Below are 13594 nucleotides of genomic sequence, written 5' to 3'. Positions count from 1 at the left end.
ATTTCAACCAGTGATCGCCTGAGTACCTGCCCGAGCCTTGGACCGACCGTCGCATCACACAACGTCGTGGCGCCGGCGCCCTATGAGGAGCAGCAGTCTTGCGCGAGTTCAGCCTTCCGGCTTTGTACGAGGTCCCTGCGGACGGCAATCTCACCGACATCGTCCGTAGAAACGCCGCGCAGCACCCCGATGTCGCCGTCATCGCCCGCAAGGTGGACGGTGTGTGGCAGGACGTGACGGCCACGGCCTTCCAGGCCGAGGTACACGCCGCCGCCAAGGGCCTCATCGCCTCGGGCGTGCAGCCCGGCGACCGGGTGGGCCTGATGTCGCGCACACGCTACGAGTGGACGCTGCTGGACTTCGCGATCTGGAGCGCGGGCGCGGTCACCGTGCCGGTGTACGAGACCAGCTCGCCGGAGCAGGTGCAGTGGATCCTCTCGGACTCGGGCGCCACCGCGGTCGTCGTCGAGCTGGACAACCACGCGGCCGCGGTCGAGTCGGTGCGCGACGGGCTGCCCGCCCTCAAGCACGTCTGGCAGATCGAGGCCGGCGCGGTCGAGGAGCTGGGCGAGCTCGGCAAGGGCGTCACGGACGCGATGGTCGAGGACCGCAGCTCGCTGGCGAGAGCCGACGACCCGGCGACGATCGTCTACACCTCGGGCACCACCGGCCGGCCCAAGGGCTGTGTGCTCACCCACCGCAGCTTCTTCGCCGAGTGCGGCAACATCGTCGAGCGCCTGCGGCCCCTGTTCCGCACCGGCGAGTGCTCCGTGCTGCTGTTCCTGCCCCTCGCGCACGTCTTCGGCCGGCTGGTCCAGATCGCCCCGATGATGGCGCCGATCAAGCTCGGCTGCGTCCCGGACATCAAGAACCTCACCGACGAACTGGCGTCCTTCCGGCCGACGTTGATCCTGGGCGTCCCGCGCGTCTTCGAGAAGGTCTACAACTCGGCGCGCGCCAAGGCGCAGGCGGACGGCAAGGGCAAGATCTTCGACAAGGCCGCGGACACCGCGATCGCCTACAGCAAGGCGCTGGACACCCCGTCGGGCCCGTCGCTCGGTCTGAAGATCAAGCACAAGACGTTCGACAAGCTGGTCTACAGCAAGCTGCGGGCCGTGCTCGGCGGGCGCGGCGAGTACGCCATCTCCGGCGGCGCCCCGCTGGGCGAGCGGCTGGGCCACTTCTTCCGCGGTATCGGCTTCACGGTCCTGGAGGGCTACGGCCTGACCGAGTCCTGTGCGGCGACCGCCTTCAACCCCTGGGACCGTACGAAGATCGGCACGGTCGGCCAGCCGCTGCCGGGCTCGGTGATCCGGATCGCGGACGACGGCGAGGTGCTGCTGCACGGCGAGCACCTGTTCAAGGGGTACTGGAACAACGAGGCCGCCACGGCCGAGGCGCTGACCGACGGCTGGTTCCACACCGGTGACATCGGCACCCTCGACGAGGACGGCTACCTGAGGATCACCGGCCGCAAGAAGGAGATCATCGTGACCGCGGGCGGCAAGAACGTCGCCCCCGCCGTGATCGAGGACCGCATCCGGGCGCACGCGCTGGTCGCGGAGTGCATGGTGGTGGGCGACGGGCGGCCGTTCGTGGGCGCGCTGGTCACCATCGACGAGGAGTTCCTGGGCCGTTGGGCCGCCGAGCACGGCAAGCCCGAGGGTGTGACCGCGGCGTCGCTGCGCGAGGACCCGGATCTGCTCGCGGCGATCCAGGACGCTGTCGACGACGGCAACGCCGCGGTGTCGAAGGCGGAATCGGTGCGGAAGTTCCGCATTCTGTCCTCCCAGTTCACGGAGGAGTCGGGCCACCTGACGCCCTCGCTGAAGCTGAAGCGGAACGTGGTGGCGAAGGACTACGCGGGCGAGATCGAGGCGATCTACGCGAAGTAGAGCGCCGGCCGGTTCAGGTGTCCTCGGCGAGGACCCGTGCCATCGTGCGCTCGGCGAGCGCGGTGATGGTGACGAACGGGTTCACGCCGATGTTGCCCGGCACGAGCGAGCCGTCGGTGACGTACAGCTTCGGATACCCCTTCACCCTCCCGTAGTCGTCGGTGGCCCTGCCGAGCACGCAGCCGCCGAGCGGGTGGTAGCAGAAGTCGTCGGCGAAGACCTTGCTGCCGGAGCCGAACAGGTCGTAGCGGTAGATGGTCGCGTTGGCCGCGTTGATCCGGTCGAACAGCTTCTTGGCCATGGCGACCGAGACGGCGCTCTGTGCCGCCGTCCAGCCCAGCTTGACCCCGCCGCTCGCGGAGTCGTAGGTGAAGCTCGCCCGCTCCGGGTTCTTGGTGATCGCCAGATAGAGGCTGACCCAGGTCTCCAGCCCCGTCGGCAGCGGGGCGATCTCGGCGAAGACGGGGTTGTCGGCGTTGGCCCAGTCGTCGATGCCCATGACGGGCATGGTCGACTGGTTGGCGCCGGTGGTGTCCCAGAGGTGGTTGGCGCGGCCCACCATGGTGTTGCCGTTGGGGCCCCAGCCGGCCCCGACGCTGGAGTTCAGCGCGGGCAGCGCCCCCGTGTCCCGGGCCCGGACGAGGAGTTCGGTGGTGCCGAGGCTGCCGCCGCCGAGGAAGAGATACGTGCAGCCGTACTGCTTGGTCTCCACGACCGCGCCGGTCAGGTCGATGCGGTCGGCGGTCAGCACCCAGCTGCCGTCGCTCGCCCGGCTGATGGAGCGCACCTTCTCCAGGGTGTTGATGGTGACGTTCCCGGTGCCGAGCGCGGCGGCGAGATACGTCTTGTCCAGGCTGCGCTTGCCGTAGTTGTTGCCGTAGATGACCTCCTGCCCGAGCGCGGACTTCGTGGCCGTGCCGGCCGCCTCGCGCTGCATGTAGGCGAAGTCGTAGACGCTCGACACGAACGTGGTCTTCAGACCGGTGTTCTGGGCGTGCTTGCGGGACACGCGCGTGAACCGGTACCACTCCGTCGACTCGAACCACGTGGGGTCGACGGTGTTGACGCCGAGCATGGAGTTGGCGCGCGGGTAGTACGTGCGGTACATCTCGTCCGCGTCGACGGTGGGGAACTGCTCCGCGAAGTACGACTTCAGGGGCGTCACGGCCATCGAGCCGTTGACCAGCGAGCCGCCGCCCACCCCCCGGCCGACGTAGACGGACATGTTGTCGTAGTGCACGCGGTCCAGGGCGCCGGGGTAGGGGCTGATGTCCTTGTTGACGACGTCCAGCCACAGGAAGGTGGCCAGCGGGGCCTCGGTGCGGGTGCGGAACCACATGGAGCGCTGGTCGGGGTTGGCGGTGGAGCAGAACACCTTGCCGTCGGCGCCGGGGGTGTTCCACAGGCGGCCCATCTCCAGGACCAGGGTGCGGATGCCGGCCTGGGCGAGGCGGAGGGCGGCGACGGCGCCTCCGTAGCCCGAACCGATCACGATGGCGGGTGCGTTGTCGACGGCCGCCGCCTCTTCGGCGGCCTGAGCGGACTGAAGACCGATGCGGGTGAGACCGGCCGCGGCCGCGGCCTGGAGGGCTGCCATGCCCAGTATGTGACGTCTAGTCAGCTGACGCTGCATCAGTTTTGCTGTCATGCGCGCAGCATGGGCGGATTATCGGGTTCCGGCTAGGCCTCTATAGCAGCGTCTTCAACTTTTCCGCCAGCAGGTCCCAGCGCCACTTCTCCTCCACCCACTCGCGCCCCCGCTCCCCCATCCGGCGCCTGAGTTCCGCGTCCCCGAGGAGGACGACGATCCGCTCGGCCGCCTCCTCCGCCGAGCCGCCGCGCACCACCCAGCCGGTCTCGCCGTCCAGCACGGCGTCGGGAGCGCCGCCCGAGTCGCCGGCGACCACCGGCAGCCCGGTAGCCGACGCCTCCAGGTAGACGATCCCGAGCCCCTCGACGTCGAGACCGCCGCGCCGCGTCCGGCACGGCATGGCGAACACGTCGCCGGCGCCGTAGTGCGCGGGCAGCTCGGACCAGGGCACGGCGCCCGTGAACCGCACGGAGCCGGCGACACCGGTCTCCTCGGCCAGCTTGCGCAGGTCCTTCTCGTAGGGCCCGCCGCCGACGATCAGCAGTACCGCGTCCGGCTCGGCGGCCAGGACACGCGGCATCGCGAGGATGAGGGTGTCCTGCCCCTTGCGCGGCACCAGCCGGGACACGCACACGACCACCGGCCGGTCGGTCAGCCCCAGCCGGGCCCGGACGGCGTCGCCGCCCGAAGCCGGGTGGAACACCTTCTCGTCGACGCCCGGCGGCAGCTGCACCATCCGCCCGGCCGCCGCCGGCGTCAGGGCGGAGGCGATCCGCGAGCGCGTGTACTCGCCGAGGTAGGTGACGGTGTCCGTCGCCTCGCCGATCCGGCGCAGCAGCTGCCGTGCGGCGGGCAGCTGGGCCCAGCCCGCCTCGTGCCCGTGGGTCGTGGCCACCAGCCGCTCGGCGCCGGCCCTGCGCAGCGCCGGCGCCATCAGCCCGAGCGGCGCCGCCGCCCCGAACCACACCGACGTACAGCCGTGCTCGCGCAGCAGCCCGACCGCCGTACGCGTCGCCGCCGGCGTCGGCAGCAGCATCGTCGTACGGTCGCGTACGACGGTGAAGGGCTGCTCGGCGTCGAAGGCGGCGGTCGCCTCGACACCCTCCCTGCTCCGCTTCCACGTGGACGCGTAGACGACGAGGCGCTCGGGGTCGAGCCGCAGCGCCATGTTGTGCAGGAACGCCTGGATGCCGCCGGGGCGGGGCGGGAAGTCGTTCGTCACGATCAGGGTCTTGCGCACGCCGACGACCCTATCCAAACGCCGTGGCGCCGGCGGGTCCGGCCCGTCCGCACAGCCGCGTCCGGCCACGTTTATGGCAAGCACACAGCCGGGCAGGACATCATGTTCCCCTCAAGACGATGCGGACAGGCAGGGGCTCAGGTGGACGGTGCGGGTGCGAGGCGGTCTTTCACGGGCCTGCTGATGACCTGGGGTCTGACCAGGCTGGTGCTGCTGTTGTGGGTGTTCAAGGTGTGGGTCTTCCCGGGCCCCGACGTCACGAGCGACGTCTCGGTGATCTACCAGGGCTGGTACGACGTCCTGCGCACCGGAACGTTCCCCGTGGGCGACGTCACCTGGCAGTACCCGCCCGCCGCCGCCCTGGCGATCCTCTCCCCCGCGCTGCTGCCGTTCCTGCAGTACGCACAGGCCTTCTTCGTCCTGGCCTGCCTCGCCGACCTGGTGGTCCTGTCCCTGCTGATGTACGCGGGCCCGCGCCCCGGCAGGACGCTGCGCGGGGCCTGGGTGTGGGTGGTGGGCGTGCCGCTGCTCGGGCCGACCGTGTACGCCCGCTACGACGTGATGGTGACCGCGGTGGCCGTGGCCGGGCTGCTCGCCGCGGCCCGGCATCCGCGGGCGGCGGGCGTGCTGGTGGGCGTCGGGGCCATGCTGAAGGTGTGGCCGGCGGTGCTGCTGCTCGGCGTCCGCAGGCGGAGCACGTGGGGCTGGGCCGCGGGGACCGTCGCCGCGGTGGCGGGACTGTTCGCGATGTTCATGCCGGGTGCGTTCGAGTTCCTGACCTTCCAGAAGAACCGGGGCACCGAGGTCGAGTCGCTCGGCTCGCTGGTCATCCACGTCGCCCGCCACTTCGGCGGCTGGGACGGCCAGGTGCTGCTCAACTACGGCTCCATCGAGTTCCTCGGCCCGTGGGTGACGGCCGTCAGCACGGGCGCCCTGTTCCTCACGGGCGTCGCCTTCGGCTGGCTGCTGCTGTGGCGGCTGATGGCGACCCGCTTCCTGCCGAACACGCTCGCCGACGCGGCCTTCGTTGCGGTGCTGATGTTCACCGTCACCAGCCGGGTGATCAGCCCGCAGTACATGGTGTGGCTCGTCGGCACGGCCGCCGTCTGCCTGTGCTTCCGCGACAGCCGGATGCGGGCGCCCGCCTACCTCGCGCTCGCCGCGTGCTTCGTGACGGTGCTGGAGTTCCCGTTGTGGTTCCAGCACGTCGTCGCGAGCGACACCCGGGGCATCACCCTGCTGTTCCTGCGCAACGGCCTGCTGGTCGTGGCCGCCGTGCTGGGCGCGCGGGAGCTGTGGCGCTCCACGGTCTCCCATGAGCCCGTGCCCGCCCTGCCGGCTCAGGCGACCCGCACGAAGCAGCCCTCCACCCCCGCCTGACGCGGGGCGGCCCGACGGATCGGCGCACGGACCCCGGCACGTTCTCGCGCCGATGCCACAGCCCGCTCCGTCACGCGGCGGCCCCTCGCGAGGGCGCCGTCGGCTTCCCCGGCTCGACCGGGCCGGAAGAGGGTTCTCGCAGTCGCCCGGATCCGCCGCCGGGGCGTCGTGCGGCCCGTACGAACAGTGCCCCCGCCACCGCGCACTGCACCGCCATCGCGAGCGCCAGCGCCAGGCACACGCCGGGCAGGCCGAGCCCCGACAGCCCATAGGCGAGCGGGAGTTGCAGTGCCGTGCCGAGCAGTGTCACGCGCAGCAGCACCGGCGCTCCCCCGCTGCCCTCGAAGACGCCGCCCAGCGCGATGAAGCAGGCCATCAGCAGCAGGTACGGTCCGACGCAGCGCAGGAAGAGCACGCCGGCGTGGGCGACCTCGGGGCCGGCGCCGAAGGCGGCCATGACCCAGGGTCCCGCGACCCCCAGCAGCACGACCGCCGCCACCGCGACCGCCCCGGAGAGCAGCACGGCTTCCCGCCCGATGGCCCGCCGCTCGTCCTTCCCCGCTCCCCGCGTGTGGGCGGTGTGGATCGACGCCGCCTGCCGCACGGAGTAGAACGCCATGGTGGCGACGTACATGACCTTGTACGCGATCGCGTAGGCGGCCACCGCCGTCACCCCGAGCCGCGCCACGATGGCGACCAGCACCAGCGCCCCACCCTGCCGGACGGTGAAGTCGGCGGACATCGGCAGCCCGGTGGTGAGCGTCCGGCGCAGGGCCCTGCCGGTCCCCTCGGCGGGCCGGGCCCCCGCGGCCGCGCACAGCAGGGCGTTGCGCCGCAGCACGCCCAGGCCCGCCCCCAGCGCCACGCACCGGCACAGCACCGTCGAGGCGGCGGCGCCCCGCACCCCGTACAGCTGGATCAGGAACGGGTCGCAGACCAGGATCAGCCCGTTGGCGAGCAGCGCCAGCCGCATCGGGGTCCTGGTGTCCCCGGCGCCCTTGAGGATGCCGTCGACGAGGTTCTGCGCGAAGAAGACGGCGATGCCCGGCAGGGAGATCGCGAAGTAGGCGACGGCGAGCGGGACGGCCGCTCCGTCGCCCCCGCCCAGCACCAGCCGGGCCAGCGGCTCGCGCAGCGGCAGCCCGGCCGCGACGACCGCCGGCGTCACCAGCGCGCACAGCGCCCAGCCGCCGCGCACGGCCGCCCGCACCGCCCCCGCGTCCCGGGCGCCTCTGGCGTGCGCGACCAGCACGGTCGTACCGGAGGCGAACACCAGCGAAACGCCGAGCAGGACGTTCTCGGTGTTGGTCGCGACGGCCACGGCGGCCACGGCCGCGCCGCCGAGCCGGGAGACCCAGACGGTGTTGATGATCCCGGCGGCGACCGTGGCGAGGAGCGAGAGGTAGACCGGGCGGGCGAGCGTGACGAGCTGCCTGCGATGAGCGTTCATGAGACGATCCCCTCGATATGAGCTACCTCGATTAGAGGTAGCTCGATAAGAGGTACCATGGGGTCATCGCGCCCGCAAGGAGGGAAGAACGTTGCTGGAGTTGTCGATCCTCGGCTTCCTGGCCGAACAGCCGCTGCACGGCTACGAGTTGAAGGAGCGCATCAAGGGGCTCAGCGGCCACGTCCGCCCGGTCAGCGACGGCGCCCTCTACCCGGCCCTCACCCGCCTCGTCGCCGCCGGCAAGCTCGACCAGCACACCGAGCCCGGCGCGAGCGCGGCTCCGCGCCGCATGCTCTCCCTCACCGGGAGGGGCCGCGAGGACCTGCTGGAACGCCTGCGCCACCCCAAGCAGGCGGAGATCACCGACCAGGTCCGCTTCAACACGGTCCTGGCCTTCCTGCGCCACCTCCCCGACCGGGGCGAGCAGGCGGCCGTCCTGCGCCGCCGGCTGGAGTTCCTCGAGACCCCGTCCAGCTTCTTCTACGACGACGGCAGACCGGTGCGCGCGGAGCAGACGGGCGACCTCTTCCGGGAGGGCATGCTGCGGGTGGCGCGGGCCACGGGCGAGGCGGAGCGGGCCTGGCTGCGGGAGGCCATCGACCGCCTGGAGCAAGGCGGTTGAGGCCGCCCCGGCTCAGCCGAGCTCGACCCGCAGATAGTCCCGCCACTGCGCGGTGAACTTCTCCGGCGTCGTCCCGAGCACCTTCTTCATCGCGCCCTCGACCGACCCATCCCGCACCTTGTGGTCGCCGACCGCTCGGTAGAACTCCCCGAGCCGCGCCTCGCCCCACCGGGCGGCGATCAGCCGGCAGGCCAGCCAGCCGCCCTCGTAGGCCTGGGCGAGCTTCGTCGCGTCGCCGCTGAAGCCGAAGTCCTTGTCGGTCGGCAGCGCCGACGGCACCCGCCCGTCCTCGACCGCGTGCGCCAGCTCGGGCGCCGCCTGGGCCGGGGTGCGGCCGGTGCCGAGGTAGCCGATCCAGTCGGCGTACCCCTCGGACAGCCACAGCGGCGTGGCGGGGGTGGTGTGGGCGCGGGTGGCGACATGGGTGGTCTCGTGGGTGAGCACGACCTGCTTGCCCAGGGGGCCGAGGAGGGCGTACGCGTCCGGGTTGACGATGACGCGGTCCGCGGGCGCGGTCGGCGGGCCGCCCACCTCGCCCGTGGTCACCGCCGCGATCCCCCGGTACTGGGATGCGGGCGAGCCGAGCAGGCCCGCCATGCCCTGCAGCGACTTCGGCGCCTCGACGACGACGCGCCGGGTCCAGTCGGTGCCCCACGCCCCCGACACCGCCGGTACGGCGTGGTCCGCGAGGTCCGCGTACATGTGCAGCTGCTCGCTGGACTGGCCGGTGCCCAGGACGAGGCTGCGCCTGCCGCGGACGACGGTCACCTCGCCCTGGTCCCACAGCTGTTGGGGGGCCTTCGTGGCGGGGACGTCCGCGCTCACGGACCACTGCCCGCCCGGCCGCCGGGACAGGGTGAGGGTGCGGCCGACGGTGACGGGGGCGTTGTCGTAGCCGAGGATGCGGTAGCGCAACTCGGCGTCGGCTGTGGCTTCGTCGCCGCTGCGGTGCAGGCCGGTCACCCGGTACGACCAGGAGGCCAGGGGCACCCCGCGGAGGTTCTCGAACCAGCCGAGCGCGCCCGTCCTCAGGAAGGCCGCGCGGTCGCGGTCGAGGACGGCGGTGGACCGCCGGTCGAGGACACGCTGCAGGTCCGCCCGGCCGCTGTCGCCGGCCGACTGCCCGGCGCAGGCCGTCAGGCAGACGAGCAGCAGCGCGAGCGCCACCGCCCGCCACCTCGACACCCGCCCACGACCAGCCACTTCCCGATCGTAAGGCGGATTCGGCGCCGTGGTCAGACCCTGGTGACGGACGACACCGGCATCATGTCGACGGGGTCGTAGCGCACGGGGGCGCCCGGATAGGGCGCGTGGATCACCTGGCCGTTGCCCACGTACATCGCCACATGGCTGGCGTCGGACCGGTAGACGACCAGGTCACCGGGCTGCGCCTGGGAGAGCGGGACCTGGTGTCCGGCGTACCGCTGTTCCTGCGAGGTGCGCGGCAGATGGATGCCGGCGTGCGCGTACGACCACTGCATCAGGCCCGAGCAGTCGAAGCCGGAGGGACCGGCGGCGCCCCAGACGTACGGCTTGCCGAGCGCGGAGCGGGCCGCGGCGATGGCGGCGGCCGCACGGCTGTCGGGCGGGACGACACCGCTGAGGTCGGGGATGCCGTCGCGGCCGGAGCGGGAGGCCCGGTCGTAGGCGGCGCGCTCGGCGTACGGCAGGGAGTTGAGCAGTTCGCGGGCCCGGGCGAGCTTGTGCTCGACGGTCCGCTTGTGCGAGATGACCGCCTTGCGGCTGCGCTCCAGTTCGGCGAGCTTGCGGGCGGCCTCCGTGCGCTCCTGGGCGAGTTCGCGCATCGCGGACTGCAGGTCCTTCAGCTGGTCGGCCTGGCGGACGCTGATCCGGTCGAGGACGGAGGCCTTGTCGAGGTAGTCGGCCGGGTCGTCGGAGAAGAGCAGGGCGACGGTCGGGTCGATGCCGCCGGAGCGGTACTGGGCGCCGGCCAGCGAACCGAGCGTCTCCCGCATGGAGTTGACGCGCAGCTGCCGGCGGGCGATCTTGTCCTGGGCGTCGCGCACCTCTCGGCGCAGGGTGCCGGCGGTCTCGTCGGCCTTGTCGTAGGCCTGGGTGGCCTTCTCGGCCTCCTCGTAGAGACGGTCCACCTCGGCCTTGGTGTCGCCGTGCGGCGCGGCGTTCGCCGGCACGGCACCGAGGGCGGCGGCCGCGGCGGACAGAACACACAGGGCGGCGCCGGCGCCCCGGTTGAACCCGGACGACGGTGCAAGGCTGCGATGGGACCCCACGCGACCCGCGCTCCTTCCGTTGGCGACAGGAACTGCCTCTCCGCCGTGGCGGGGAAACGCGGCAGACAGTAGCCGCGCGGAAGGGCCCCGGCCAAAGACCTCCACGGCCACACACAGTGACGCCCCGCCTCTGACGCAGGTCATCGGCGGGGCGCGGGGTCAGCGCGAGTTGTCGTAATTCGCCCGTTCGGGGGTCGTGTTGTGACCGGGTCGACGGGGTGCCGGCGTCAGATCCGCACGCCGAACTGGAACGGCATGTTGCCCATCGACTCGTAGCGCACGTTGGTGCCGGTGCGGGGGGCGTGCAGGACCATGCCGTTGCCGGCGTAGAGGCCGACGTGGTGCAGGTCGCCGTAGAAGAGCACGAGGTCGCCGACCTTGAGCTGGCTCTGGCTGTAGATCCTCGTGCCCGCGTTGGCCTGTTCCTGGGAGGTGCGGGGGATGGTGACGCCGGCCTGGGCGTAGGCCCAGGAGGTCAGGCCCGAGCAGTCGTAGGAGGCGGTGCCGGTGGCGCCGTAGGAGTAGGGCTTGCCGATCTGGGTCTGAGCGGCGTGGAAGGCGGCGAGGGCCCAGTTGGAGGAGGCCGTCGTGTTGCCGAGGTCCACCCGCTGGCTCGCGCTGCGGCTGGCCCGCTGGTCCGCGGCGGCGAGGGCGGCGCGCTCGGCGGCGGTCAGGGAGTTGAGCAGCTTCTGCGCCTGGGCGAGCTTGCCCTGGACGTCCTTCTTCTGCGCGGCGAACGCGGCACGGGTGGCGGCGAGGTCCTTGAGCTTGTCGGAGGCCTCGGAGCGCTGCTGCGCGAGCTCGCGCTGCTTCTCCTGGATCTTCTTCAGCGCATCCACCTGCTGGGCGCTGAGCTGGTCCATGGTGGACGCCTTGTCCAGGTAGTCGTCGGGGTTCGACGACAGGAACAGCTGGACGGAGGAGTCGATGGTGCCGGTGCGGTACTGCGCGGCGGCCGCCAGGCCTATGGAGTCACGGAGCTCGTTGAGCTCCTCCTGGCCACGCGCCACGTTGTCCTGGATGGTGGAGATCTCCTTCTGGAGCTTCTCCTGCTTCTCCTTGGCGCCGTTGAGCTTCTCGGTGGCCTGCTCGGCCTGCTCGTAGAGCTTGTCGACCTTCGCCTTGACCTCGTCCTTGGAGGGCTTCTCGCTCGGCGCCGCGTTGGCGGCGTTCGCGCTGAAGGCAACGGCTGCAGCGGCTGCTGTGGTGAGCACGGTCACACGCGCTCGGCTCGGCTGCTTGGGTCGACGGTGGGACGCCACGGAGGTGAACTCCTTCTTTTGAGTGATCACCCGCTCGGAGGTTCGAGGCCAGACCCTAGTGACCTACTCGTGATCAGTTCAAATCCTCAGGAGCAAAATCTCGTCACGGCATGCATTCTTTACACACAACTCACATGCAGTGATGCGCGGTTGACACTACGTTGCGTGACGATACCGCCAATTCGGGCATCGGGCCCGCAAATTCGACCTTCAGGACAGCCGCCGCAGAAGCATGGCAGACGCGACCGGCCGGGCGCCCGCCCGGGCCACCCCGTCGGCGACCTCCCGGTCGGTGGAGGCGACGATGACGGGCCGCCCCGGCGGCTCGGCGCGCACCAGCTGCCGGATCAACTCGTCGGCGGTGACACCCGGCTTGGAGAACAGCACCCGCACGCCCCGCGGCGGCGCGAGCAGCACGGGAGCGGCCAGCTCGGCCCCGTCGAAGACGCAGGTGACCTCGGCGCCGGTCTGCGCGGCGAGCTGCGAGAGCTGCCCCAGCAGCCTGAGGCGCTGCTTCTCCAGCGGCATCTGGGGATAGCCGGTCTTGGTCACGTTGTAGCCGTCGACCACCAAGTGCGCCTGCGGCAGGGCCAGCAGCTGGTCGAGAACGGCCGGATCGTGCTCGGACAGGGCGCGAGCGGCGATGTCCTTCGGGGTCATTCGTCCCGGTTCCACCGCATCCACGGTTTCCGCGGGTCTCACGGACACGGGAGGCAGGGCGAGTTCCCGCCGGAGTCCCTGCGCCGCGTCGAGAACGGTGTCCAGAAGCAGACGGACGCGCATGTCCTCGACACTGCGCCCCTCCCGCGCTGCTTTGCGCGTGGCCTCCAGGGCCGCCTCCGCCTCCCCGAGCCGCCCCTTGAGCCGCCGGCTCTCGGTCTCGGCGAGGGACACCTGCGCCTGCGCCTCGGCGCGCACGGCCTCGATCTCGCCCTGGACCTTGCGCAGGGCGGCCTCGCCGCGTTTGACGTCGCTGAGGGCGGCGCGCAGCTTGCGGTGAAGCGATTCCGCTTCCTTCTTGGCGGACTCCAGCTCCAGGCGCAGCCGCTCGGTCTCGGCGCGCGTCTGGTCGCGGGCGGCGGCGAGCTCCTCGCGCAGCCGCTCCAGCTCGGCGCGGCTCTCCTCGTCGGCGCGCTCGGCGTCGGCCCGCTGGGCCTCCTCGCCGGCCGCGGTGACGAGCTTGACCCAGCCGGTGGGCCGCAGAACATAGGCCGCGGCCGCCACGTCGAGCGGATCCGCGGCCGGGGGCGGCGAGCCGGAGTCGAGGGCGCCGGCGAGCTCCGGCTGGACCTCTCTCAGCTTCTCCCCGATGCGCTGCCGGAACAGCGGATCGGTCTCCAGCGCGGCCGCCATGGCGTTGCCCGCGAACTTGGCCCGCCGGTTCGGGGCGAACCGGGCGTACTGCCTGAGCTGGGCGGGCAGTTCGGCGACGGTCAGGCCGCCGAACCCGTCGGAGACGATCTGCACGACTCTGCGGCGCACACCGTCGGGCAGCGGACGGTCGAGCACCTCGGCGGCGCCGTCGCCCGGCCCCCCGCCTTGTGTCTCCACCATCCGTCACACCCCATCAGCTGTGCGGGGCCGCTCCCGTCAGGAGTCGGCGCCCGGCCTGTCCACGAGTTCCACCTGATCCACCGCGTTGCACCAGCGGCAGCGCACCGACTCGATGGTCTCACTGACCACCTCGCGCTCCTCGACCTTCGGCTCACCGGCGAGGTCGAGGTGGACGTACTCGACGACCTTCGACGAGCGGGTCACGTCGAAGCGCGTGAGGTTGCCGCAGAGGGTGCAGCGCCACCGCGTCGTGGCGGTCGGCAGGGGAACCGTCATCGTGACTGTGCTCTTCCTTCTAGTGTCCGTGACGCGCCAGTTTCCCTGGAGCGTGTGGCCGTAACCCTACGG

The 13594-nt window shown here is 71.6% G+C and carries 11 protein-coding genes; 3 read left to right on the top strand and 8 right to left on the bottom strand.

The window, feature by feature from the left end; translation table 11 throughout:
• The first annotated feature begins 98 nt into the window (after window positions 1–98).
• The gene (locus ACQF4J_RS33065) at window positions 99–1895 is read left to right on the top strand and encodes an AMP-dependent synthetase/ligase (protein ID WP_351562305.1); all 1797 of its coding nucleotides are present in this window, start codon (window positions 99–101) and stop codon (window positions 1893–1895) included.
• 13 nt (window positions 1896–1908) lie between these two features.
• Here the strand turns inward: ACQF4J_RS33065 and ACQF4J_RS33060 are convergent, their stop codons facing one another.
• Window positions 1909–3492: a GMC oxidoreductase gene (locus ACQF4J_RS33060; protein WP_427167498.1), complete on the bottom strand. Its 1584-nt coding sequence runs from the start codon at window positions 3490–3492 to the stop codon at window positions 1909–1911.
• 91 nt (window positions 3493–3583) lie between these two features.
• A complete protein-coding gene (locus ACQF4J_RS33055) occupies window positions 3584–4726 on the bottom strand; it encodes a glycosyltransferase family 4 protein (RefSeq protein WP_200698931.1) in 1143 nt (380 codons plus the stop codon).
• A gap of 141 nt (window positions 4727–4867) precedes the next feature.
• On the opposite strand from ACQF4J_RS33055, the gene ACQF4J_RS33050 reads away from it, so the two are divergent.
• Window positions 4868–6106 carry a glycosyltransferase 87 family protein gene (locus tag ACQF4J_RS33050; protein ID WP_427167497.1) on the top strand — a complete coding sequence of 413 codons (1239 nt, stop codon included), beginning with the start codon at window positions 4868–4870 and terminating at the stop codon, window positions 6104–6106.
• Between the two features lie 70 nt (window positions 6107–6176).
• Here ACQF4J_RS33050 and ACQF4J_RS33045 read toward each other — a convergent pair whose 3' ends face one another.
• On the bottom strand, window positions 6177–7556 hold the full coding sequence (locus tag ACQF4J_RS33045) for an MATE family efflux transporter (protein WP_351562314.1): 1380 nt from the start codon (window positions 7554–7556) through the stop codon (window positions 6177–6179).
• 91 nt (window positions 7557–7647) lie between these two features.
• Between ACQF4J_RS33045 and ACQF4J_RS33040 the strand changes: the two genes are divergently transcribed.
• The gene (locus ACQF4J_RS33040) at window positions 7648–8178 is read left to right on the top strand and encodes a PadR family transcriptional regulator (protein WP_427167496.1); all 531 of its coding nucleotides are present in this window, start codon (window positions 7648–7650) and stop codon (window positions 8176–8178) included.
• A 12-nt stretch (window positions 8179–8190) separates the two neighbouring features.
• On the opposite strand, the gene ACQF4J_RS33035 is transcribed toward ACQF4J_RS33040, so the two are convergent.
• From ACQF4J_RS33035 to ACQF4J_RS33015, 5 genes are all read right to left on the bottom strand, one after another.
• A complete protein-coding gene (locus ACQF4J_RS33035) occupies window positions 8191–9381 on the bottom strand; it encodes a hypothetical protein (protein ID WP_427167494.1) in 1191 nt (396 codons plus the stop codon).
• A gap of 32 nt (window positions 9382–9413) precedes the next feature.
• Window positions 9414–10430, bottom strand: a complete 1017-nt coding sequence (locus tag ACQF4J_RS33030; RefSeq protein ID WP_427167493.1) for an NlpC/P60 family protein — start codon at window positions 10428–10430, stop codon at window positions 9414–9416.
• Between the two features lie 227 nt (window positions 10431–10657).
• Window positions 10658–11692 (bottom strand): C40 family peptidase, encoded by a 1035-nt coding sequence (locus ACQF4J_RS33025; RefSeq protein WP_351562332.1) that lies wholly within the window; start codon window positions 11690–11692, stop codon window positions 10658–10660.
• A gap of 210 nt (window positions 11693–11902) precedes the next feature.
• Window positions 11903–13246, bottom strand: coding sequence for an NYN domain-containing protein (locus tag ACQF4J_RS33020; protein ID WP_351562335.1), 1344 nt, complete (start codon window positions 13244–13246; stop codon window positions 11903–11905).
• 36 nt (window positions 13247–13282) lie between these two features.
• Window positions 13283–13522 carry a hypothetical protein gene (locus tag ACQF4J_RS33015; RefSeq protein WP_009309707.1) on the bottom strand — a complete coding sequence of 80 codons (240 nt, stop codon included), beginning with the start codon at window positions 13520–13522 and terminating at the stop codon, window positions 13283–13285.
• Between the last annotated feature and the right edge of the window lie 72 nt (window positions 13523–13594).

The sequence above is a fragment of the Streptomyces sp. C1-1 genome, assembly GCF_050214755.1.
Classification (GTDB): Bacteria; Actinomycetota; Actinomycetes; order Streptomycetales; family Streptomycetaceae; genus Streptomyces.
Note: the sequence above shows the minus strand (reverse complement) of the source record. Positions and strands in the feature narration are given on the sequence as shown.

Bases quoted from the DNA above. Each gene is read 5' to 3' on its own strand.
- ACQF4J_RS33020 (WP_351562335.1), bottom strand. From the start codon at position 13,246: ATGGTGGAGACACAAGGCGGGGGGCCGGGCGACGGCGCCGCCGAGGTG.
- ACQF4J_RS33045 (WP_351562314.1), bottom strand. From the start codon at position 7,556: ATGAACGCTCATCGCAGGCAGCTCGTCACGCTCGCCCGCCCGGTCTAC.
- ACQF4J_RS33060 (WP_427167498.1), bottom strand. From the start codon at position 3,492: ATGGCAGCCCTCCAGGCCGCGGCCGCGGCCGGTCTCACCCGCATCGGT.
- ACQF4J_RS33015 (WP_009309707.1), bottom strand. From the start codon at position 13,522: ATGACGGTTCCCCTGCCGACCGCCACGACGCGGTGGCGCTGCACCCTC.